The sequence below is a fragment of the Neorhizobium petrolearium genome, from assembly GCF_017873175.1.
GTDB classification, from domain to species: Bacteria; Pseudomonadota; Alphaproteobacteria; order Rhizobiales; family Rhizobiaceae; genus Neorhizobium; species Neorhizobium petrolearium.
Window position 1 is genome coordinate 131,996 of sequence record NZ_JAGGJW010000004.1, and the last position, 21,246, is coordinate 153,241.

Here is a 21,246-nt window from a genome sequence, read left to right on the forward strand (position 1 = left end):
GTGTTATAACCTCGTTGCAACATGAGGATTGAACCATGAACGCCACCATTCGCAAGATCGGCAATTCCGAAGGCATCATCATTCCAAAGGAAGTCCTCGACCGCATGGGATTGAAGGCGGGCGATAACCTGGAGATTCGTGAGAACGACGGTAATATCGAGCTTGTTCCGGAGCACGCTGATCTCGCCGAACAACTCAAGGCTGCGCGTCTCGGCATGCAGAAGTATCGCGTAGCGCTTCGGGAGCTTGCCAAGTGAAAGTCGTAAAATGGCTTTCACCGCAAGCCATTGAGATCATTCATGCAGAGCAATTGGCAGAGCACGGCGGATTGCCAGGCTTAAGAGACGAAAACGCACTGGAAGGGGCGCTCGCTCGCCCTCTCCATAAGCACGCTTATGGGGAAGAGAGTGTTTTTGTGCTGGCTGCCGCCTATCTCTACGGCTTTGCCCGCAACCACCCTTTCTCAGATGGTAACAAGCGCACCGCTTATCTGGCAACGTTCACCTTCCTGATGATAAACGGCTATCTTATCGAGGCCACCCAAGCCGAGGTCATTGCGTTCGTCCTCTCAGTCGCCGCCGGCGAGATCGATGAGGAAGGGGCCATGCGTTTCCTGCGCGATCACACCGTCCCCCTCACCTGATCACCCCGCAAATTTCCCGCTTCTCGGAAAGCCCTTCGGCACGACGCGTCCGGCGGAGGCGCGGTCGCCCATCCATTCCAGAAGCTCGTCGTTGTTGCGCGTGAAGACACGGCCGGCGCTGTCTTCCCAGGAAAGCCCGTCGGCCATCGCGAAACACTTGACGTCGGAAATGCCGCCGTCCTTGTAGCGCTGCAGGCGCACGCCCTTGCCGCGGCTCATCTCCGGAAGCTGGACGAGTGGAAAGACGAGCATTTTGCGATTTTCGCCGACCACAGCGACGTGATCGCCCGAAACCGGCACGACGAGCTTGGCCTCGTCCGGCATGCCGACATTCATGATCTGCTTGCCCTTGCGGGTATTGGCGATCATTTCGCTTTCCGCCACCACGAAGCCGTTGCCCGCAGTCGAGGCGAGAATCAACTTGCGCGACGGGTCATGCACGAAGGCGGTCAGGATGTCCTGATCGTTCTCCATGTCGACCATGATGCGGACCGGTTCGCCGTGGCCGCGGCCGCCCGGCAGCCTGTCGGCACCGAGTGTGTAGGCTTTGCCTCCCGTCGTCACCAGCAGCAGCTTGTCGGTCGTCTGCGCCGGGAAGGCGAGCTTTAGCCCGTCGCCTTCCTTGAAGGTGAGGCTCGACGTATCGGACATGTGCCCTTTGAGCGCGCGGATCCAGCCCTTCTGCGAGACGACGACGGTGATCGGTTCCTTCTCGATCATCGCCTGGTTGATCGCTTCGATATCCGCCTCCGGCGCGTCGGCAAAACTCGTCAGGCGCGCATAGGGCTTGCCGCGGCCCTTGGCGAAGGACTTGCGGACCTCCTGGATCTGGTGCTCGACGACCCGCCACTGCTTGTCGTCGGACGCCAGCAGCGCTTCGATATCCGCCTTTTCCTTGGTGAGCTCGTCGAACTCGGTGCGGATCTCGAACTCTTCGAGCTTGCGCAGGTTACGCAGCCGCATGTTGAGGATGGCTTCCGCCTGCGTATCCGTGAGCGACCAGCGCGCGATCATCACCGGCTTCGGCTCGTCCTCCTCGCGGATGATGCGGATCACCTCATCGAGATTGAGATAGGCGATGAGAAGGCCGCCGAGAATGTCGAGCCGCCGGTCGATCGCCGCCAGCCGGAAGCGCGAGCGGCGGATGAGCACTTCCTTGCGGTGCCCCAGCCACTCGCTCAGAATCTCGTTGAGCGCCATCACCTTCGGCACGCGGCCCATGGAGAGGACATTCATGTTGAGCGGGAAGCGGTTTTCCAGCTCCGTCAGCTTGAACATCGATTCCATCAGCAGCGTGGCGTCCACCGTTCGGCTCTTCGGCACCAGAACGATGCGAACGTCTTCCGCCGATTCGTCGCGCACATCCTCCAGCAGCGGCAGCTTGCGGGCGAGCAGCAGCTCGGCGATTTTCTCGATCAACCGCGATTTCTGCACCTGGAAGGGGATTTCGGTGACGACGATCTGGTAGCCGCCACGGCCGAGATCCTCGATCTGCCAGCGTGCACGCACGCGAAAGCCCCCGCGGCCTGTCTTGTAGGCCTCGATCATCGAGGCCCGGCTATCGATGATGATGCCGCCGGTCGGCAGGTCGGGCCCCTCGATGCCGCCCCTGGCGGGATCGGCCGGGTCAGCCATCAGGTCCTCGACGGTCGCGTCGGGATGCCTGATCAGATGCAGGGCCGCATCGCACAGTTCATGAACGTTATGCGGCGGGATCGAGGTCGCCATGCCGACGGCGATGCCCGAGGTGCCATTGGCAAGGAGATTGGGGAAGCTGCCCGGAAGGACGACCGGCTCGCTGTCCTCTTCGTTGTAGGTCGGGCGGAAATCGACCGCATCCTGCTCAATCCCCTCCAGCAGGAGACCGGCGACCTCGGTCATGCGGGCTTCGGTATAACGGTAGGCGGCGGCACCGTCTCCGTCGATATTGCCGAAATTCCCCTGCCCATCGACGACCGGATAACGCTGCGAGAAATCCTGGGCAAGGCGAACAAGCGCGTCGTAGACGGATTGATCACCATGCGGATGGAACTTACCGATGACATCGCCGACGATGCGAGCGCATTTCTTGAAGGCCGAATTCGGGCGGATGCCCATCTCGCTCATGGCGTGGATGATGCGGCGATGGACCGGCTTCAGCCCGTCACGCACGTCCGGCAGAGCACGATGCATGATGGTCGACAACGCATAGGCGAGATAACGCTCCTCGAGCGCAGCCTTCAGATCCACCGGAAGAATATTGTCTCCGCCGTCGCCGCCGGAAGGAGGTGTCAGATTTTGTCCCATGGGCCTTGACTACCGGAAAGCCTGATTCCCGGCAAGAATCATGTACGAAGCGCCTGTGGAGAACAGGGCATGGCGATGAATTTCGTCATCCGTTTGCCCCCGAACCGGAGCCCTAATTTCGCCGCGAGGAACGCGGAACAAACCGATGGACGTTTTAATGCCGTTGCATATAACTGCGCATCCCAGCCGAAACGATCGCGGGCCGCGACCTCGCCCGCCAGGAGGAAAAATCGATGCAATACTCCACCAAGGCCCGGCTTCTTCTCGCCGGTGTTGTGCTTTCCACATGGGCCGGGCCGGCCTTCGCGCTGGACGGCAACGATCTCGTCGCCAAGATCAGCAATGCGATTTCGGTGCAGGGCAGCGGCAGCCTCTCTGCAGAATCGGTCGCGGTCAACGGTTCGGATGTGACGCTTACCAATGCTAGGTTCACCGCCGCATCCGGTCAGCCGAGCTTTCCGCTCGGCACGATCCGCCTCGAAGGCGTGGAGGAAAACAACGGCGGCTACACGATCGAAACCGCTTCCTTCGACAATGTGAACATCACGCAGGACAAGACGACTTTCACCGCTTCGGACATCTCGATGAGCGGCCTCGTCGTCCCATCCGATCCGACCGCCAACAGCCTGGACGCAGTCCTTCTCTATGACGAGGCGCATATCGGCAGGATGGCTGCGACGATCGACGGCAAGCCTGCCTTCTCCGTCGATGAAACGAACCTCACGACGGAAGTGGCAGACGACAATTCCTCCATCGGCTTCGATCTCCAGGCCAACGGCATCAAGAGCGACCTGAGCCTCATCGAGGACGCCAAGGCCAGGGACGCCCTTCAGCGGCTTGGCATTACCTCCCTCGACGGCAAGGTGACGATGCAGGGAAGCTGGGCGCCGGAAGACGGTGCACTGGACGTCGACGAATACGCGCTCGACTTCGCCGATATCGGCCGCCTCAATCTCACGTTCAGCATCTCCGGCTACACGCTGGACTTCATCAAATCGGCGAACGAGACCGCCAAGGCGATGGAAGCGAATCCCAACAAGGAAGAGGCACAGCAGGCCGCGAGCCTCGCCATGCTCGGCCTGATGCAACGCCTCACCTTCAGCAGCGCGGAAATCCGCTTCGAGGATGCCGGCATTACCAAGCGCGCACTCGACTATGCGGGCAAGAGCCAAGGCACCAGCGGCGAGCAGATGGCCCAGATGTTGAAGGGCATGGCGCCAATGATGCTCGCGCAGTACAACCTGCCGGAACTGCAGAACATGGTGAGCGCGGCGGTCAACACCTACCTCGACAATCCCGGCAGCTTCACGATCAGCGCCGAGCCCGAAAACGGTGTGCCCTTCCCGATGGTCATGGGCGCTGCCATGGGCGCCCCCAACACACTGCCGAAGGTACTCGGCGTCAAGGTCACGGCGAACGACTGAAGCGGCAAGCTTCGATTTTTGGAGCCCCGGAGAGCAGAGCTTTCCGGGGCTCTTTCTCCATCAATGAGATGCCGGAGTTGCAAACGAGGCATGCTCCTTGTCGTGAAGCGCAAAGCGATCGATCATGCTGGCGCTTGCTTCATTCACACCGTGAACGCTCACATCGATTCCACGCCGGCGGAATTTCAGCACGACGTCGTCAAGCGCGCCGACTGCGGAAATATCCCATAGATGGGCCTCGCTCACGTCGATCAGCACTCTTTCTATTGGCTCATCAAAGTCGAAAGCCTTGATCAGGCTTTCCGTGGAGGCGAAAAATATCTGACCGTCAACTCTATACGTCCGGCTCGTGCCATCGGCGTTGAGTTCCGAGCGGACGTGGAAAAGACGGGCGACCTTGCCGGCGAAGAAAATGCCGGACAGCAACACGCCGACCAGAACCCCCTTGGCCAGATCGTGGGTCGCGACAACCGTCACCACGGTTGCCAGCATGACGACCGACGACGGCAGCGGATTGTGCCGGAGGTCACCGATCGAGCGCCAGGAAAACGTGCCGATCGAAACCATGATCATCACGGCAACCAGAGCGGCCATCGGGATGATGCGGACGAGATCGTCGAGCACAACGATAAGGAAGAGCAGGAAAGCCCCGGCCACGAAGGTCGACAGCCTGCCGCGTCCAGCCGAGGAAACATTGATGACCGACTGGCCGATCATCGCGCAGCCGCCCATGCCGCCGATGAGACCGGAGGCGATATTGCTGACACCCTGGCCGATACATTCCTGGCTCTTGTTGCTGGTCGTGTCGGTCATGTCGTCGACAATCCTTGCCGTCAGCAGGGATTCCAATAGACCTACTGCGGCAAGAGCAAGCGAATAGGGAAAGATGATCTGAAGCGTCTCCCACGTCAGGGGCACGCTCGGCAAGGCGAAGACCGGCAGCGCGGATGGCAGTTCTCCAAGGTCGCCCACTGTGCGGATATTCATGCCGAGGAAGATTGATGCTCCGGTGAGGACAGCGATCGCGACCAGAGGCGAAGGGATGGCTTTCGTGATCCTCGGGAAAAGATAAATGATGGCAAGCCCCGCCGCGATCATGACATAGGTCTCGACCGGAACGCCGATCAGTTCGGGCAGTTGTGCCATAAAGATCAGTATCGCGAGCGCATTGACAAAACCCGTCATGACCGACTTCGAGACAAAGCGCATGACCCGGCCAAGCTTTGCAAGCCCCGCCAGAATCTGCAGCGCGCCCATCAGCAGTGTCGCGGCGAAAAGATATTGCAGGCCGTGATCGCGGACCAGCGTCACCATCAATACGGCAGTCGCAGCCGTCGCGGCCGAAATCATCCCCGGTCGCCCTCCCGTAAACGCCGAGACACAGGCAATGGCGAAAGAGGCGAAGAGACCGACCTCGGGATCGACCCCCGCTATGACCGAAAATCCGATTGCCTCCGGAATCAAGGCAAGCGCCACCACGATACCCGAAAGAATATCGCCGCGAATGTTGGAAAACCATTCACGGCGATACGCAGAAAGTTTGTTCATCAGGAAACTTCGCAAAAAGAATCGCATCCGCCAGGAAAGAGATATCCGGGTGTCGGAACGGCTGATGCTTTGCGTTGTCCGGCGGATCGGCGGCCGGAAGAGCCACCCGGGAGTTTCACCCGAGTCCCTGTGATGCGGCACAATAGCCTGCGAAATGCTGCGCCGCAACACCAACAGCGAAAACCCGTATGTGTTTGCCGGGCTTCCTGGTTCTCCTTGTCGTTATTCCAGAACCTGGATTACCATACGGGTTTGCGGATTGACGATGACGCGCTGTTCGTTGACGACCGTGTAGGCGTAGTCTGGATGATCCTGGATGGTATGGATTTCCACAGTGTCCGGTAGCGCAGTGCCAACCGCGAGCGTGCCGTCATAGGTGACTGACGGAACGGTCTGTTCCATCACATAGGTCCGTACCTCGCCGGGCAGTTCCATCGTCGTCGAGCCGGTAACCGCCGGATCCTTCGTGATGATTGTCGTTTGTGCATAGACTGTTCCCGAAAGAGCGATCAACGCTGCGGAAACAGCCGCCAGAGTCTTGTGCATGTTCTTCTCTCCCTGTGCTTGAGCCGACCTAACAATACAAACGAGCGATCGTTCCCGCCCCTTCCCGCTTGCGCTGAATGCGGCAAACGACACCTTGACGCCGTGGGCAGGCGCGGGTGAAAACCGCGGGGCGGAGCAGTGGGCAGGCTCGATCTTCGGGGAGCGCCGCTATCTATGAAAGGTTTCTATTCCCATGCTGGCATGGCTTGCCGCGGAAACGCAGACGATCGAGAAGCTGGAGACCGCCCGCAAGCGTTTCGAGCCGGCCCACCCCTCCTATTACAGCGGCCGGCCCGGCAACCAGCTACAGCGGCTGATGACTGCACGCCAGGATTTCCTGTCGATCTGGCGACAGAGCGACCACCGGGAGACGGTCCGGGACATCAAGCTCTTCGGGCGGCAGATCGTTGCCGTGAACTCCCCCGAGGCGATCAAATACGTGGTTGCGACCCGGCACGAGAATTTCGAACGCAAGACGCCACAGATGCGCCGGGCGCTGGAATATCTGCTCGGCGACGGGCTGTTCATTTCGGACGGCGAGACCTGGAAACAGCGGCGCCCGCTTGTCGCGGACATCGTCCACAAGCACCGCGTGCCCGCCTTCGGCGATATCATGAAGAACACTTCGCTCGAACTGGCCGAACGCTGGACGGCACTCGGCGACGGCGCGTCCGTCAATGCGCTCTACGAGATGGCGGGGCTGACGGCGGAAATCATCTCCCGCAGCGTCTTCGGCAACGATCTCGGCGAGGAACGTGCCGGCATGGTCACCGACGGCTTCACCAGCTATCAGGCGCTGATCGACTCCATCAATATCGGCTATTTCCTCGGCTTCGACGAAGGCCTGCCGCTCCTTCGAACCCCTTCGCTCCGCCGTTCCGTCAAGCGCATCCATGGCATTATCGACCGGGTGATCGAGGATCACCTGGCCGGCAAGGGCGACGACAATTCGATGGTGGAGCTCTTGATCCGCAGGCAGAAGCGCAATCCGGAACTCAATCTCGACGTGGTCGCGCTCCGCAACGAGGCGGCGACCATCTTCATGGCAGGCCACGAGACTACCGCCGCGACGCTCACCTGGGCCTGGTACCTGCTCTCCAAGGCGCCGTGGGTCGAGGAAGCGGTGCATGCGGAGATCGAAGGGATCTGCGGCAGCAGCGTGCCGACCGTCGCGGATGTATCCAACCTGAAATGGTGCACGGCGGTGATCGAGGAAACGCTTCGGCTCTATCCGCCCGTCCCGATCCTTGCCCGACAGGCGAAGCAGGCCGACCGGATCGGCGACCTCGACGTCAGGCCTGCTTCCCTCATCCTGATCGTGCCGTGGGTCCTGCACCGGACGCCTTCGCTTTTCCCGGATCCGCATCTCTTCAGGCCGGAGCGCTTCCTGGAAAGGCGACCGACGCCCTACAGCTATATTCCCTTCGCAAGCGGCCCGCGCATATGCCCGGGCCTGCAATTCGGTCTCACGGAAGCGATCCTCTGCCTTGCCGTGCTCGCCCAAAGGTTTCGCCTGCGCGTGCCGGAGGACCACAAGGTCGAGCCCGTCAGCCGGCTGACGCTGAGGCCCCGCGGCGGCCTGCCCGTCACCCTCCATCAGCGGTGAGGGTCAATGACCGAGACTGGAGATGTGCCGCCCACCGCAAGCCCGACCAAGCGCAAGGCCTGGCTCTACAGGGAAACCGATGCGCCGACGATTGGCGATTTCTTCGCCGGCGGCGAGACCCGGCAGCGCTTCCTCGATTTCTGGCGCCCCGACGCCCTGAGCAACGCCGGCGAAATCCTGATGTTCTTTGCCTTCAAGTTATTGCCGGCAAAGGTGGTTTCCGAAATCGGCGGCGCGCTTGGCCGCTTTGCCGTGCCGCGCTGGCATAAAAAAGCTCTCTCCCGTGTAAGGAACAATCTCAGGGTCATCCGGCCGAATGCATCGGAGGCGGAGATCGACCGGTGGGCGGAGGAGTTTGCCGATTCGCAGGGGCGGCAGAGGGCGGAATATTCCGTCCTGCAAAGGCTGGCTGCCGGCCGCAACATCCGTTTCGTCGGCACGAAAGGCCTTGCTGCCCAGTGCTCCGACCGCCCGGTCATCTTCATCGGCTTCCATACCGGGAATCTCGAAATTCTCTGGCAGTGCCTGATCAACATGGGGCTTACCGTCACCACCAATTACGACCCGCCGAAGCGTCGCTCGCACCAGTGGATCACCGACCGCATCCGCCGGCACGGCGGGCTTGGCCTCTTGCCGCCCGGCAGGAGCTATGTCCGGCCTGCCTTGAGAATTCTCCAGTCCGGCGGCAACCTGCTCATCTATTGCGACGAGGGGTTCGGCGGGATCATGCGCGCCCCCTTCTTCGGACGCAGGCCGCACCTGCAAAGCAATTACGCGCTGGTCTCGCGGATGGCTCGGAAGACCGGCGCACTCATCCAACCCGTCTATCTGACGCGCGACGGCGGGACGCGCTTCACCTTCCATGCGCTGCCGCCGATCGATTTGCCGCCGGAGGACTCGCCGGGAAGCCGGCTGGTCGAAGATGTAGTATTGCTCAATTCCGTGGTCGAGCCGATCATCGCCGCTCATCCGGGCCAATGGTTCTTCCTCGACAACCGGATCGTTCCGCTCTGAATGCATATCGGGGCCGGTCAAGACAGGAGATTTGGCTTATGATTCCCTTCGATGAAAGCAAGCAGAAGACCTACCTCGCCGTCGATAACACGATCGATACCGCCCTTGCATCGAAACGGCTGGTCGGCACGGTGGTGCTGATCGCCAGGGACGGCGAGACCGTCTATCACCGCGCCGCCGGCCTTGCAGATCGCGAGGCCAACCTGGCCATGAAAGAGGACACGATCTTCCGTCTTGCCTCCGTCACCAAGCCGATCGTGACGATTGCAGCCATGCGGCTCATCGAGCAGGGTCGGATCGGGCTTGACGATCCCGTCACGAAATGGCTGCCTAATTTCCGGCCGCGCCTCGAAGACGGAAGCGAGCCGGCGATCCTGGTCCGGCATCTCCTGACCCACACTTCAGGCCTCAGCTATTGCTTTGCGGAGGAGAACGGCGCCTATGTCCGCGCCGGTGTTTCGGACGGCGTCGACCAGCCGGGCCTGTCGCTCGACGAAAACCTTCGCCGCATCGCTTCGGTGCCGCTGCTCTTCGAACCCGGCAGAGGCTGGCAATATTCCGTTTCCATGGACGTGCTCGGCGCCGTCATCGAAAAGGAGACCGGCAAGCGTCTGGGCGATGCGGTGGCGGAACTCGTCATGCAGCCGCTCGGTCTTTCCGACACGGCTTTCGCCGTGGTCGACCGCAGCCGACTGGCCGCCCCTTACGTGGACGCATCGCCCGAGCCGAAGCGGATGGGCGAAACGGAAAAGGTTTGGGCGCTCGACGGCTCCGTGACCTTTGCGCCCGACCGCATCTTCGATCCCCTCTCCTTCCATTCCGGCGGCGGCGGCATGGCCGGAACCGCAGGCGACGTGCTTGCCGTGCTCGAGACAGTCCGCAAGGGCGGCGCGCCGCTGCTTTCGGAAAAGACGGTTAAGGACATGATGACGAACCAAGTCGGGAACCTCCTGGAGCCGACGCGACCGGGCTTCGGGTTCGGCTTTGGATGGGCAATCATCCTCGACCCGGCGGCAGCGGCTCTGCCCGTCTCGCCCGGCACGCTGCAATGGGGCGGCGTTTACGGCCACCACTGGTTCATGGATCCGGCGAAGAAGCTCACCGTGGTGGCGCTCACCAACACCACGCTCGAAGGCATGTGGGGCCAGTTCACGCTGGATATCAAGAAGGCTGTTGCCGCTTCGCTCTAGGCAGGCTACCTGCCGCCTTCACGCGCGAGACGTCAGCCTGTCGAAAAGGCCCGCGACGGCATCGGGATCGGCGGCATCGATTGCCTCCAATCCATGTTCCTTTGCCGACGCGTGCATTTCGGAATTGTCGCGCAAGGATCGTTCTATGAATTTGTCGATGAGACCGCGGCTGAGGTCGTCGGCCTCACCATATCTTGCTTCGGATCGCATCCTTGCCTGCAGGAAATCCGCATCCGCATAAAGACACACTCCCGCAATTTTCGCGGAAACCAGCGGCGCAATATATTCCGGGCGAAGCGCCGAACCCTCGAACACGAAACGTCTCTCGGCCCCGCTCTCTTCCTTGATGATCTGCTCAAGCCGAGGCCACATATTCTCCTGGTGTACCTTCAGAAACCAGTAGATCGTCTCAGGCGAAAGGCGAGAATAATATTCGGCAACGGGTTGGCGGACCTGAGGCCAAGGGCGGCCTGGATGTCGCCCAAGGCTGTCGGTAGAGATCATCCGCCAGGCAAGCGCGTCCGCCAGACGCCTGCCGAGCGTCGTCTTGCCGACGTTTGAACTTCCCGCAATCAGAATGCCCGAGAGGCGCTCCTCCATTAGAGTCGCCGCTCAGTCCTTTTTCTGCGGCGGAATGACCCGGATCGAGAGTTCGCGGAGCTGGGTCGGCGTTGCTTCCGACGGCGCGCCCATCAGGAGGTCCTGCGCCTGCTGGTTCATCGGGAAGAGCGTGATCTCGCGCAGGTTCTTCGCGCCCGTCAGAAGCATGACGATGCGGTCGATCCCGAAGGCGGCGCCGCCATGCGGCGGGGCGCCGTACTGGAAGGCGCGGTAAAGGCCGCCGAAGCGCTCCTCGACATCCGCCTGCGACAGGCCGACCAGTTCGAAGGCCTTGACCATGGTTTCCGGCGACTGGTTGCGGATCGAGCCCGAAGCGATCTCGAAGCCGTTGCAGACGGCGTCGTACTGGAAGGCCTTGATCGCCAGCGGCTCCTTGTTTTCCAGCGCTTCAAGCCCACCCTGCGGCATGGAGAAGGGGTTGTGCGCGAAGTCGATCTTCTTCTCGTCCTCGTTCCATTCGTAGAACGGGAAATCGACGATCCAGCAGAGCTCGAAACGGTCCTTGTCAGTGAGGTTCAGTTCCTCGCCGACGCGGCTGCGCGCCTCGCCCGCGAACTTGTAGAACTTTTGCGGATCTCCGGCGACAAAGAAGCAGGCGTCGCCCCCTTCCAGTCCGAGCTGGGTGCGGATCGCTTCGGTGCGTTCCTCGCCGATATTCTTGGCGAGCGGGCCGGCGCCTTCGAGGACTGCGCCTTCCTGCCGCCAGAAAATGTAGCCGAGGCCCGGCTGACCCTGTTGCTGCGCCCAGGCGTTCATGCGGTCGCAGAAGGCGCGCGAACCGCCGGTCCTGGCCGGGATAGCCCAGATTTCGACATTCGGATTGGAGGCGATCATGTTGGCGAAGACCTTGAAGCCGGAGCCGGCGAAATGCTCCGTCACCGCTTCCATGACGATCGGGTTGCGGAGATCCGGCTTGTCAGAACCGTATTTGCGGATCGCGACGTCATAGGGGATGCGCGGCCATTCCCTGGTCACCGGCTTGCCGTCGGCGAATTCCTCGAAGATCGAGGTCATCAGCGGACCCATCGTGTTCCAGACGTCTTCCTGGGTCACGAAGCTCATTTCGAGGTCGAGCTGGTAGAACTCGCCCGGCAGGCGGTCGGCGCGCGGGTCTTCATCGCGGAAGCAGGGGGCGATCTGGAAATAGCGATCGAAGCCTGCCACCATCAGAAGCTGCTTGTACTGCTGCGGCGCCTGGGGCAGCGCGAAGAACTTGCCCTGGTGGATACGGCTCGGCACCAGGAAGTCGCGCGCGCCTTCCGGCGAGGATGCGGTCAGGATCGGCGTCGTATATTCGGTGAAACCGACATTGGTCATCTCGCGGCGCATGGCCGAGATGATCTGCGTGCGCTTGACGATGTTCTTATGCAGCGTCTCGCGGCGCAGGTCGAGGAAGCGGTAGCGCAGGCGCACGTCTTCTGGATAATCCGGCTCGCCGAAGACCGGCAGCGGCAGTTCCTTCGCTGCGGAGAGCACTTCGATTTCCTGCGCGTAGAGCTCGATCTCGCCGGTCGCCATGTTCGGGTTGACCGTGTCCTCGGAACGGGCCTTCACCAGGCCGTCGACGCGGATCACCCATTCGCCGCGCACGGTCTCGGCCATCTGGAAGGCCGGCGAATCCGGGTCGGCGACGATCTGCGTCGTGCCGTAATGGTCGCGCAGATCGATGAAGAGAACGCCGCCATGGTCTCGCACGCGATGCACCCAGCCGGACAGGCGGATGGTGGAACCGACATCGGACTTCCGAAGGGCGGCACAGGTGTGGCTGCGGTAACGATGCATTTCAAGAATCCTGGACTGATGCGTAAGACGGCTTGTCGGCGTGCGCGGCACTGCCGGCCGGTCTCATGGAAAATCGGCGCGAAAAGCGCATGATGGGCCTGCTTTGTCAAGGCAGAACCGGTTTGCAGGCAAAAACGCTTCTAACCCGAGGCCGGATATAGGACCGCAATCACGCCGCGCCAGTGCCGCGGAACAGGTCCCGCATCGCCTTTTCCTCCTGCACGATGCGGATGGCGAGGATGACGAGATAGACCGGCAGCCCGATCGCCAGCGTGAGATAGGCGTGGAAGATCAGGGCATAACCAATGAGTTCCGGCAGGATATTCAGAAAATAGTTCGGATGCCGGATCACGCGGAACAGCATATGCCGGCTGATCGGATGGTTCGGCGCGATCATGATCTTCACCGTCCAGACCTCGCCAAGCAGCCCGACGATCCATACGAGCATCAGCATCGCCGCGATGAAGACGGCGAGACCGATCATCGACACAGCGTCGAACTGAGTCTGCCTGATCCACCCTTCACCCAGCCCCGCGAGGTAAAAGACCGTGTGAGCCAGCGCCAGCAGCGCGCTGTTCAATGCGCCATATTCCACCGCGCCCTGCTTTCGAAGCTGCCGCTCATGCCGCTTCGACACGACGACGCTTGCGATTCGGGCTGCAGCGGCAGCGAGGAAAATAACGACGAGAATAGGACTCATGACGACTAAGCCTCCGGTCGTCAGCAATTAACCGAAGCCCCGTCGCGAAACCATAGGCATGGGTCGACGGCGGGTGAATTTTCCAAGACAGATGTAATGTTCTTCGTCTATGAGTTGCCTTGAGCGCATCGATTGGCGCGATTCACGTCCTGCCTCACGCGACAAAGTTCGATGAACCATATCCGTCCGTTGATCCCCCTTCTCGTCACCGCAGGCATCCTGATCGGCGGCAACGGACTGCAGGGAACGTATATTGCGTTGCGCGGTTCTGCCGAGGGTTTTTCCCCCTCGATCATCGGCATGATCGGCGCAGGCTACAGCGTCGGTTTTGCGATCGGCTGCATCTACGTGACGCGGCTGCTGCGCGCCATCGGCCATATCCGCACCTTCTCCGCCATGGCTGCAATCACGGCATCCGCCTCGCTCGGCATGTCGATGATCGTCGATCCCGCCGTCTGGTTCGCCACGCGCTTCCTGATCGGCATCGCGGTCGCAAGCCTCTTTGCCACCGTCGAGAGCTGGATCAACGCCAAGGTCACCAATGCCAACCGCGCCCGGACGCTCTCGATCTATCGCCTGGTCGACCTGAGTTCCGTGACGATCGCACAATACATCATCCCGGTGGCCGGCATCGAAGGGCCGCTCGTCTTCAATATCATTGCGATCGCTTTGACGCTGTCGCTCGTGCCGATCTCTCTCGCTGACAGATCGAGCCCTGCCCCGCCTGAGAAGATCGCCTTCGATCTCAAGGCCGTCTGGCGCATCTCGCCGCTCGCGGTGGTCGGCGTCATTTCGGTCGGCCTTTCCATGGCCGCCTTCCGCAATATCGGGCCGATCTATGCCGAGGAGATCGGCATGAGCATCACCTCGATCGCCACCTTCATGAGCGCCGGCATCATCGGCGGCGTCGTGCTGCAATATCCACTCGGCATCTATTCCGACAGGCTCGACCGGCGGCGCGTCATCCTGTGGACGACGATCGGCTCGATCATTACCGGCGCCTATCTCTCCTTCGGGGCCGGAACCAACGAGACGGCCAACATCGTCAGCGTCTTCCTCTTCGGCGCCTTTTCAATGCCGCTCTATTCGCTCTGCTCGGCGCACGGCAACGACTATGCGAAGAAGGGCGAACACGCGCTGGTCTCTGCGGGCCTGCTCTTCTACTGGTCGGTGGGTGCGACGATCGGGCCGCTGCTCGCCTCCATGCTCCTCGAATATTACGGGCCGCGGGCCTTCTTCGCCTATACGTCCTTCATCTTTGCGGGCTTCATGGTGTTTACGATCTGGCGCATGGGCGCGCGGCCGCCCGTGCCGCCGTCCGAGCGCAGCTCGCGCTTTCGCGCTCTGCTCCGGACGTCTGCCTATTTCAACAGGCTCGCCGGTCCGCCCGATAAAGACGAGCGCAAGTAACACTTAAATCCCGTTCTGTATTGACATATGCCGTCGGACGCGAAAGGAAGGTTGATCACCCTCAAATGAACGAAAAAATGATCGAAACGACCGCCGCCCTCGAGGAAGCCTGCCATGCGCTGGCCAAATCGGACTTCATCACCATCGATACCGAATTCCTCCGAGAGACGACCTTCTGGCCGGAGCTCTGCCTCATCCAGATGGCAAGCCCGCGGCTGGAAGTGCTGGTCGATCCGCTCGCCAAGGGGCTGGACCTCAAACCCTTCTTCGAGCTGATGGCGAACCCTTCGGTCACCAAGGTCTTTCACGCCGCCCGGCAGGATATCGAGATCGTCTACCATCTCGGCAATCTCGTGCCGCATCCGATCTTCGACACGCAGGTGGCCGCCATGGTCTGCGGCTTCGGGGATTCGGTCTCCTATGACCAGCTCGTCAATCGCATCAAGGGCGTGCATATCGACAAGTCCTCGCGCTTCACCGATTGGAGCCGGCGACCGCTTTCCGACAAGCAGCTCGAATATGCGCTGGCTGACGTCACCCATCTGCGCGACGTCTATCTGTCGCTGAAGGAGCAACTCGAGCGCGAAGGTCGGGCGCTGTGGCTCACCGAGGAAATGGCGATCCTCGAATCGCCCGAGACCTACGACCTGCATCCGGATGATGCCTGGCTGAGGCTCAAGGCGAGGCTCAGGAAACCGACCGAGCTTGCCATCCTGAAATTCGTCGCCGCCTGGCGCGAGCGCGAGGCGCGCAGCCGCAACGTCCCTCGCTCCCGCGTGCTGAAGGACGATGCGATCTATGAGATCGCGCAGCAGCAACCGAAGGATGCGGAAGCGATGTCCAGGCTGCGCACGGTTCCCAGGGGCTGGGAGCGCTCGGCCTCAGGTGCTGCGGTCATCGAGCAGGTCAATGCCGCGCTGGCACTGCCGAAAACCGAGATGCCGCATCCGCCGAAGCATGCGCATGTGCCGGAGGGCACGGCCGCGGCGGTCGAACTGCTCAAGGTTCTCCTGAAACTCATCTCCGACAGGCAGGGCGTTGCCGCCAAGGTCATTGCCAACACGGACGACTTGGAGAAGATCGCCGCCGAAGGCGACAAGGCCGACGTTCCCGCCCTCTCCGGGTGGCGTCGCGACCTCTTCGGCGACACCGCATTGAAGCTGATCGACGGCGACGTGGCCCTCCGCTTCGTCAACAAGAAGGTCGAGGCGGTCGAGCTTTAGGGGCTTACGACATTTTCGCTTTTCCCCTGCGTCACCCCCTCTCTCCGACAGGACAGAGGGGGTAAGAGCGGAACGTCGTATATTTCGCGACAAGTCATTCCGACGCAGCCATCCGATAGCCCCCTATCGAATGACCGGTTCGCCGTGATAGCGTCGTTTCGACGGTTTCGAAACGCCGAATCCGACCTCCATCATCAGGCGCGGGCTCTGCTTCGCGAGCGTGCCCATATGAAAGCCGAACGGGTCCTCGACGAAGCCCGTTCCTGCACGACCAGTCAACGTGACGGCGTTTTCCTCGCCGTAGAATTCCAGCACCTCTTCCGCCGGATGACCGACCAGCAGAGTCAGCTGATGCTTGATGCGCCGGCGCCTGTGGCTGCCCCGGACATATATATGCGGGCCGGCGTCTGCATCGACGTCCGACAGGTAGAAGAAGAATTTGAGCATGCGCCAGTCGTCCAGATCGAAGTGGTATTTGAACGAGGCGCGGCTGAGATCCGCGTCGGTTGCCGCCTTGGTGGGGAAACTCCACCAGATCCGGGTGGTGATCAGTTTCGCCTCGCCGCCGAGATAGTGCCGCGCCACGTCGATGAGAAGCGGGTCCTGTTGCACCGCGACGGCGGCCTCGCATTGCAGGACCCGTTCGAAGTGATGGCCGCTCAGGATCGGGCGTCCGAAGCGCCGCTCGGCTTCCGCATGCTCACCGGCCAGAAACTCGAGCTTGCGTTCGAAATTGCCGAAACACGGCGTTTCCCGGCCAAAGCGGGCGATCTCCCGGTGGATGTCGTCCGGTAGGGCAAGACCGGCAAATATCCCAGCGCTTTTCAGATCCGCCGCAATGGTCCGCGCATCCAAATCGCCGAACATCGAAAGTCCCGGCGTTACCGTGCGGACCGGCTTCGCCGTCAGCCAATGCGCCCGGCGGAACGGCATTGTCCGCGCCAGAAGAAACATCGGCAACCATGCGGGATTCTCGCGCACGTCGGTCAGATAGGTCGGTATGCGTGCGGTGATGCGGCGAAGCGATCCGCCGGTACGGGCAATGGTCTCGAGATCTCTCGGCTTGGATCTGGAAGCGTCAAGCATCTGATATCCTTTATGAAATCTTTGCTGGAACGAAATCAAAAATCTTGGCGGCCCCTCATTTACGGTAACGTCTTCCCGCTGCCATCGCAATGCAGCATAAGAATTTTCGCATAAAACACCGAACGCAAACCACCACCTTCGTTAAGAGAAACTTGACACCGGCCAGCCATCTCGATCACGCGGGATTGCCGGCGAGCATATGCCCGCACCCGTTTCCGGCTTGATCCGGCCGGTTTCGTATGGTGATCTCGCCCACATCCTCCCCGACGCGACGATGTCCGCCCATCGCCGCTCCTTCAAAGCGAGCCAATCCACATGCGCCAGTCCCTCACCGCCGAGACCGCCCAGCATTTCGCCGTCATCGCGCTCGGGCATGTCAGGCGCGAATATCCGAACAAGCCGGCCAACGTTTTTTCGGGCCCGGAAGACGCGAAAACACCGAGCGAGCTTCATCCGATCTTCCACGGCAGCCTCGACTGGCATTCCTGCGTGCACGGCTACTGGATGATGGCGCATATCCTTCGGACATTCCCGGATATCCCGGCGACAAAGAACATACGGGCGCTGTTCGACGCGATGCTGGTGCCGGACAAGGTGACGGGCGAATGCGCGTATCAGGCGAAGCCCACGTCGCGCGGCTTCGAGCGGCCCTATGGCTGGGGCTGGCTCCTGAAACTTTCCGCCGAACTGTCGCTGCTCGATGAGCGGTGCTGGTTCGAGAACCTTAAACCTCTGTCGGATGTCTTCACCGGTCGCTTCACCGATTTCCTGCCGGTCGCCACCTATCCGGTCCGGGTTGGCACGCATTTTAACACCGCCTTCGCCATGCGGCTTGCAGCCGACTATGCGGAAACGGTTGGCGATGCAGCCCTCCTCCAACTGTTAAGGGACACCGCACAGCGCTGGTATGGCCCGGACGAGGCCTGCCCGGCCTGGGGCGAACCCTCCGGCGACGATTTTCTCTCTTCAGCGCTCGTGGAAGCGGAATGCATGCGGCGGCTGATGCCGGCGGTGGGTTTTCTGTCCTGGTTCGACCGTTTCCTGCCTGAGATCTTGGCGCGGAGGCCCGCGACGCTGTTCTCGCCGGCCTCCGTCTCCGACCGCTCGGACGGCAAGATCGCCCATCTCGACGGTCTCAATCTTTCCCGCGCCTGGTGCTGGCGGTCGCTCGCGAAGGCCCTGCCGCAGGATGATCCGCGACGGCCGATCATGGAAAGGGCGGCGGAAGAACATCTTGCAAGCGCGCTTCCCCATGTGGAAGGCGACTATATGGGCGAGCACTGGCTGGCGAGTTTCGCGACGCTGGCGCTGGAGGCATGAGCGGAAAAATTACCGGTGCATCTTCGCTCCCCTGGTGATCTTGTCGACGATCTTCTTCTCGGCCCTCAGCGCGATCCCGACCAGCCTGGCATCGTCCGGCGCAAACTCGGCGAACACCGTGCGGTTCGCCGCATCGTGGCCGGTTGCAAACATCTCCTCGATATAGGCCGATGTTGTCACTTCCCGTTCGACCGAGCGCCGGTGGATCGTGCGCAACGTCTCCTGCTCGGCAGAGAGGACCACGACCGGCTGGATGCTCATCGGATTGTAGACATGACCGGCCGCGTCCCGGTATGCTTCACCGATGATCGCGGGAGATTGGGCGACGATGCCGCTCATCAGGAAAGCGGTCACATTGAGCTCCTGCCAGGGGGCGAGGTCATCGCGAAGCACGAGCGCGATCTTGGTGTCGAACATGAAGAACTCCGTCGAAGGTTATGCAAGGACTGACGCGATAGCGGCAGCAAGCACCGCCGGTCTTGAACGTTCGTGCAAGGCGGAGGGAAAGCCGGACGGCATCGTCCAGGCTCCCTCCTCATGCGGCATCGAGCGGATCGAGGCGCGGTTCCACGGCAATGGCTTTTCGCCGCACCGGCATGACACCTATGCGCTCGGAATCACGCTTTCCGGCGTCCAGACGTTCCATTATCGCGGCTCCGTCCGCGTCAGCCTGCCCGGCAATGTCATCGTCCTGCATCCGGACGAGGTGCATGACGGCGCCGCCGGCACCGACCACGGTTTGCGTTACCGAATGCTCTACCTGCCGCCGGAACGGCTGATCGAGGCGGCGGGCGGTGTGGCCGGACTGCCCTTCGTGCCCGAGCCTGTCATGGCAGACGATGCCTTCCGCGACTGCCTCGCCGAGGCGCTCGATGATCTTGACGCCACACCGCAGGAGCTTCTGCTGGATGACCTGATCGCCCGGCTGACGGCAAGCCTCTGGCGTCACGCGGACGCCCATGGCGGCTCTCCAGGCACCTCTGCGGGCAAGGCGGTCGCGCGCGACGCGGTGCTTCGTTGCCGCGACTATCTCCAGGACAATTGCGACCGTGCCGTCTCCTCCAGGGAACTGGAGGCCGTCAGCGGCCTCGACCGTTACACGACCGCGCGGCATTTCCGGAAGCTCCTGGGGACAAGCCCGCACCGCTACCTCGTCATGCGCCGGCTCGACCGGGCGAAACATCTGCTCTTCGAAGACGGGAGCCTGGCGGATGCCGCTTTCGGTGCAGGCTTTGCCGACCAGGCCCATTTCACCCGACATTTCAAGAAGGCCTTCGGCATGACGCCGGGCCGGTGGGTGGCGCTCAAGAGAAGCGCCTGACGTACAAGGCGACCTCGATATCCCGTCATCAAAGCTTCATCGAAGCTTCAATGTTCCATCACCCGGCCGTCATGACCGCTCCCTATGCGGTAGGCGTCTTTGACACGCCAACCAACAGGTGATCTCATGATCCGACCCCTTCTCGCCTCCGTTGCTCTCGCTGCGCTGATCGGCGGTTCTGCTGCTGCCGAAGAAAAAGCCTTCCCTGCCAAACTCGTCGGCCAGGCGATCCTGCCCGCCAACACGATCGTCCCGGCCCCGGCCGATGCGCCGGCCTTCCTGAAGACATCCGGCAAGTTCACCACGCCCGACCGCAAGCGCACCGAAGCCCTCGGCACGCTGCCAGGCAAGGACGGCGCCCGCGTCACCGATGTGAAGCTGCCGTTCGACGGCCAGCCGCTGCAGGGCTTCTCCGGCATCAAGACGATGGCCGATGGCACGTTCTGGACACTGTCGGACAACGGTTTCGGCTCGAAGGCCAATTCGTCCGACGCCATGCTCTTCCTGCACCAGATGAAATTCGACTGGGCCGCCAACAAGGCGGAAGTCATAAAGAATATCTTCCTCTCCGATCCGAACAGGATCGCGCCCTTCCCGATCACCATGGAAGGCTCCGACACCCGCTATCTCACCGGCGCCGATTTCGATATCGAATCCATCCAGCCGGTTGCCGACGGCTTCTGGCTCGGCGAGGAATTCGGCCCCTATCTCCTGAAGTTCGACACCGAAGGCCGCCTGACCGACGTGATCGCGACCGTGGTCGACGGCAAGCCGGTCAAATCGCCCGACAATCCGACGCTCACCACGCCAGCCAACCCGGCCGCAAAAATGGTCGCCTTCAACCTGAAGCGTTCCGGCGGCTACGAGGGCATGGCCATGTCGAAGGACGGCTCCAAGCTCTATGGCCTGCTGGAAGGCCCGCTCTATCTGGAAGACGGTTCCGTCGAGAAGGCGGACGGAATGACGGCGCTGCGCATCGTCGAATTCGACGTCGTCTCGAAGGCCTGGACCGGCCGCTCCTGGCTCTATCCGCTATCCCAGGGCGGCGAAGCGATCGGCGACTTCAACATGATCGACGCCACGACCGCCCTCGTCATCGAGCGCGACAACGGCGCCGGCTCCGCCGACAAGGCATGCGCCGATCCGGCCAAGCCCCAGCCGACCTGCTTCAATGCGCCTGCCAAGCACAAGCGTGTCTACAAGATCGAGATGACCGACGGGAATGTCGGCAAGGCCGTCCGCAAGATCGGCTACATCGATCTCATGAAGATTGAGGATCCGGACGAGAAGAAGAAGGCGGGCAATATAGAGGGCATCTACGACATGCCTTTCGTGACGATCGAGAATGTCGACGTGGTCGATGCGACGCATATCATCATCGGCAACGACAACAACCTGCCCTTCTCGGCCGGCCGCGCCGTCGACAAGGCCGACGACAACGAATTCAGCCTGCTCGAAGTCGGCGAATTCCTGGCGGCGAAGTAATTCAGGTCCACATCAAACATCTCAGCCCCGGTATCCGCCGG

Annotated in this window: 19 protein-coding genes and 1 other annotated feature; of the genes, 11 read left to right on the forward strand and 8 right to left on the reverse strand. The window is 61.6% G+C overall.

Translation table 11 applies throughout. From position 1 onward, the window contains the following. Positions 1–35: 35 nt before the first annotated feature. Together J2046_RS09010 and J2046_RS09015 are read left to right on the forward strand one after the other, a co-directional pair. Positions 36–257, forward strand: a complete 222-nt coding sequence (locus tag J2046_RS09010) for an AbrB/MazE/SpoVT family DNA-binding domain-containing protein (RefSeq protein ID WP_210051015.1) — start codon at positions 36–38, stop codon at positions 255–257. Then, positions 254–643, forward strand: a complete 390-nt coding sequence (locus tag J2046_RS09015; protein WP_210051017.1) for a type II toxin-antitoxin system death-on-curing family toxin — start codon at positions 254–256, stop codon at positions 641–643. Before J2046_RS09010 ends, J2046_RS09015 begins: the two co-directional genes overlap by 4 nt. On the opposite strand, the gene parC is transcribed toward J2046_RS09015, so the two are convergent. Further along, positions 644–2,929: a DNA topoisomerase IV subunit A gene (gene parC, locus J2046_RS09020; RefSeq protein ID WP_210051018.1), complete on the reverse strand. Its 2,286-nt coding sequence runs from the start codon at positions 2,927–2,929 to the stop codon at positions 644–646. Positions 2,930–3,162: 233 nt separating this feature from the next. Here parC and J2046_RS09025 point away from each other — a divergent pair, with 233 nt between their 5' ends. Next, positions 3,163–4,353, forward strand: coding sequence for a hypothetical protein (locus tag J2046_RS09025; protein WP_210051019.1), 1,191 nt, complete (start codon positions 3,163–3,165; stop codon positions 4,351–4,353). A gap of 60 nt (positions 4,354–4,413) precedes the next feature. Here the strand turns inward: J2046_RS09025 and J2046_RS09030 are convergent, their stop codons facing one another. Together J2046_RS09030 and J2046_RS09035 are read right to left on the reverse strand one after the other, a co-directional pair. Next, the gene (locus J2046_RS09030; RefSeq protein WP_210051020.1) at positions 4,414–5,901 is read right to left on the reverse strand and encodes a SulP family inorganic anion transporter; all 1,488 of its coding nucleotides are present in this window, start codon (positions 5,899–5,901) and stop codon (positions 4,414–4,416) included. Between the two features lie 72 nt (positions 5,902–5,973). Then, positions 5,974–6,031, reverse strand: a sequence feature (sul1 is cis-regulatory element that is thought to sense ions involved in sulfur or methionine metabolism; They are found in Alphaproteobacteria). A gap of 92 nt (positions 6,032–6,123) precedes the next feature. After that, on the reverse strand, positions 6,124–6,447 hold the full coding sequence (locus tag J2046_RS09035) for a DUF1236 domain-containing protein (protein ID WP_210051021.1): 324 nt from the start codon (positions 6,445–6,447) through the stop codon (positions 6,124–6,126). Positions 6,448–6,640: 193 nt separating this feature from the next. Here J2046_RS09035 and J2046_RS09040 point away from each other — a divergent pair, with 193 nt between their 5' ends. From J2046_RS09040 to J2046_RS09050, 3 genes are read left to right on the forward strand one after another with little or no spacing between them, the layout of a single operon-like run. Then, positions 6,641–8,053 carry a cytochrome P450 gene (locus J2046_RS09040; RefSeq protein ID WP_210051022.1) on the forward strand — a complete coding sequence of 471 codons (1,413 nt, stop codon included), beginning with the start codon at positions 6,641–6,643 and terminating at the stop codon, positions 8,051–8,053. A gap of 6 nt (positions 8,054–8,059) precedes the next feature. Beyond that, on the forward strand, positions 8,060–9,067 hold the full coding sequence (locus J2046_RS09045; RefSeq protein WP_210051023.1) for a lysophospholipid acyltransferase family protein: 1,008 nt from the start codon (positions 8,060–8,062) through the stop codon (positions 9,065–9,067). Between the two features lie 38 nt (positions 9,068–9,105). Next, on the forward strand, positions 9,106–10,257 hold the full coding sequence (locus J2046_RS09050) for a serine hydrolase domain-containing protein (protein WP_210051024.1): 1,152 nt from the start codon (positions 9,106–9,108) through the stop codon (positions 10,255–10,257). An 18-nt stretch (positions 10,258–10,275) separates the two neighbouring features. Here J2046_RS09050 and J2046_RS09055 read toward each other — a convergent pair whose 3' ends face one another. The 3 genes from J2046_RS09055 to J2046_RS09065 all read right to left on the reverse strand — a co-directional run bounded on the left by J2046_RS09055 (position 10,276) and on the right by J2046_RS09065 (position 13,360). Beyond that, entirely contained in the window at positions 10,276–10,857 is a 582-nt protein-coding gene (locus tag J2046_RS09055; RefSeq protein WP_210051025.1) for a hypothetical protein, read from the reverse strand. Between the two features lie 12 nt (positions 10,858–10,869). Beyond that, a complete protein-coding gene (gene aspS, locus J2046_RS09060; protein ID WP_210051027.1) occupies positions 10,870–12,660 on the reverse strand; it encodes an aspartate--tRNA ligase in 1,791 nt (596 codons plus the stop codon). A gap of 169 nt (positions 12,661–12,829) precedes the next feature. Further along, entirely contained in the window at positions 12,830–13,360 is a 531-nt protein-coding gene (locus J2046_RS09065; protein WP_210051028.1) for an isoprenylcysteine carboxyl methyltransferase family protein, read from the reverse strand. A 171-nt stretch (positions 13,361–13,531) separates the two neighbouring features. Here J2046_RS09065 and J2046_RS09070 point away from each other — a divergent pair, with 171 nt between their 5' ends. Beyond that, a complete protein-coding gene (locus tag J2046_RS09070) occupies positions 13,532–14,770 on the forward strand; it encodes an MFS transporter (protein WP_210051030.1) in 1,239 nt (412 codons plus the stop codon). 77 nt (positions 14,771–14,847) lie between these two features. Further along, positions 14,848–15,993 carry a ribonuclease D gene (gene rnd / locus J2046_RS09075; protein WP_210051032.1) on the forward strand — a complete coding sequence of 382 codons (1,146 nt, stop codon included), beginning with the start codon at positions 14,848–14,850 and terminating at the stop codon, positions 15,991–15,993. Positions 15,994–16,116: 123 nt separating this feature from the next. Here the strand turns inward: rnd and J2046_RS09080 are convergent, their stop codons facing one another. Next, positions 16,117–17,079, reverse strand: a complete 963-nt coding sequence (locus J2046_RS09080) for a phytanoyl-CoA dioxygenase family protein (RefSeq protein WP_210051034.1) — start codon at positions 17,077–17,079, stop codon at positions 16,117–16,119. Between the two features lie 315 nt (positions 17,080–17,394). On the opposite strand from J2046_RS09080, the gene J2046_RS09085 reads away from it, so the two are divergent. Further along, on the forward strand, positions 17,395–18,399 hold the full coding sequence (locus J2046_RS09085) for a DUF2891 domain-containing protein (RefSeq protein WP_210051036.1): 1,005 nt from the start codon (positions 17,395–17,397) through the stop codon (positions 18,397–18,399). A gap of 9 nt (positions 18,400–18,408) precedes the next feature. Here the strand turns inward: J2046_RS09085 and J2046_RS09090 are convergent, their stop codons facing one another. Beyond that, entirely contained in the window at positions 18,409–18,816 is a 408-nt protein-coding gene (locus tag J2046_RS09090) for a DUF2000 family protein (protein ID WP_210051037.1), read from the reverse strand. On the opposite strand from J2046_RS09090, the gene J2046_RS09095 reads away from it, so the two are divergent. Then, positions 18,815–19,720, forward strand: coding sequence for an AraC family transcriptional regulator (locus tag J2046_RS09095; RefSeq protein ID WP_210051039.1), 906 nt, complete (start codon positions 18,815–18,817; stop codon positions 19,718–19,720). The genes J2046_RS09090 and J2046_RS09095 overlap by 2 nt on opposite strands. Before the next feature lie 126 nt (positions 19,721–19,846). Continuing rightward, positions 19,847–21,205, forward strand: coding sequence for an esterase-like activity of phytase family protein (locus tag J2046_RS09100; protein WP_210051041.1), 1,359 nt, complete (start codon positions 19,847–19,849; stop codon positions 21,203–21,205). Positions 21,206–21,246 lie beyond the last annotated feature (41 nt).

Excerpts from the sequence above, each read along its gene's own strand:
- J2046_RS09010 (WP_210051015.1), top strand. The coding sequence starts at position 36 with ATGAACGCCACCATTCGCAAGATCGGCAATTCCGAAGGCATCATCATT.
- parC (WP_210051018.1), bottom strand. The coding sequence starts at position 2,929 with ATGGGACAAAATCTGACACCTCCTTCCGGCGGCGACGGCGGAGACAAT.
- J2046_RS09025 (WP_210051019.1), top strand. The coding sequence starts at position 3,163 with ATGCAATACTCCACCAAGGCCCGGCTTCTTCTCGCCGGTGTTGTGCTT.
- J2046_RS09030 (WP_210051020.1), bottom strand. The coding sequence starts at position 5,901 with ATGAACAAACTTTCTGCGTATCGCCGTGAATGGTTTTCCAACATTCGC.
- J2046_RS09035 (WP_210051021.1), bottom strand. The coding sequence starts at position 6,447 with ATGCACAAGACTCTGGCGGCTGTTTCCGCAGCGTTGATCGCTCTTTCG.
- J2046_RS09040 (WP_210051022.1), top strand. The coding sequence starts at position 6,641 with ATGCTGGCATGGCTTGCCGCGGAAACGCAGACGATCGAGAAGCTGGAG.
- J2046_RS09045 (WP_210051023.1), top strand. The coding sequence starts at position 8,060 with ATGACCGAGACTGGAGATGTGCCGCCCACCGCAAGCCCGACCAAGCGC.
- J2046_RS09050 (WP_210051024.1), top strand. The coding sequence starts at position 9,106 with ATGATTCCCTTCGATGAAAGCAAGCAGAAGACCTACCTCGCCGTCGAT.
- J2046_RS09055 (WP_210051025.1), bottom strand. The coding sequence starts at position 10,857 with ATGGAGGAGCGCCTCTCGGGCATTCTGATTGCGGGAAGTTCAAACGTC.
- aspS (WP_210051027.1), bottom strand. The coding sequence starts at position 12,660 with ATGCATCGTTACCGCAGCCACACCTGTGCCGCCCTTCGGAAGTCCGAT.
- J2046_RS09065 (WP_210051028.1), bottom strand. The coding sequence starts at position 13,360 with ATGAGTCCTATTCTCGTCGTTATTTTCCTCGCTGCCGCTGCAGCCCGA.
- J2046_RS09070 (WP_210051030.1), top strand. The coding sequence starts at position 13,532 with ATGAACCATATCCGTCCGTTGATCCCCCTTCTCGTCACCGCAGGCATC.
- rnd (WP_210051032.1), top strand. The coding sequence starts at position 14,848 with ATGATCGAAACGACCGCCGCCCTCGAGGAAGCCTGCCATGCGCTGGCC.
- J2046_RS09080 (WP_210051034.1), bottom strand. The coding sequence starts at position 17,079 with ATGCTTGACGCTTCCAGATCCAAGCCGAGAGATCTCGAGACCATTGCC.
- J2046_RS09085 (WP_210051036.1), top strand. The coding sequence starts at position 17,395 with ATGCGCCAGTCCCTCACCGCCGAGACCGCCCAGCATTTCGCCGTCATC.
- J2046_RS09095 (WP_210051039.1), top strand. The coding sequence starts at position 18,815 with ATGAAGAACTCCGTCGAAGGTTATGCAAGGACTGACGCGATAGCGGCA.
- J2046_RS09090 (WP_210051037.1), bottom strand. The coding sequence starts at position 18,816 with ATGTTCGACACCAAGATCGCGCTCGTGCTTCGCGATGACCTCGCCCCC.
- J2046_RS09100 (WP_210051041.1), top strand. The coding sequence starts at position 19,847 with ATGATCCGACCCCTTCTCGCCTCCGTTGCTCTCGCTGCGCTGATCGGC.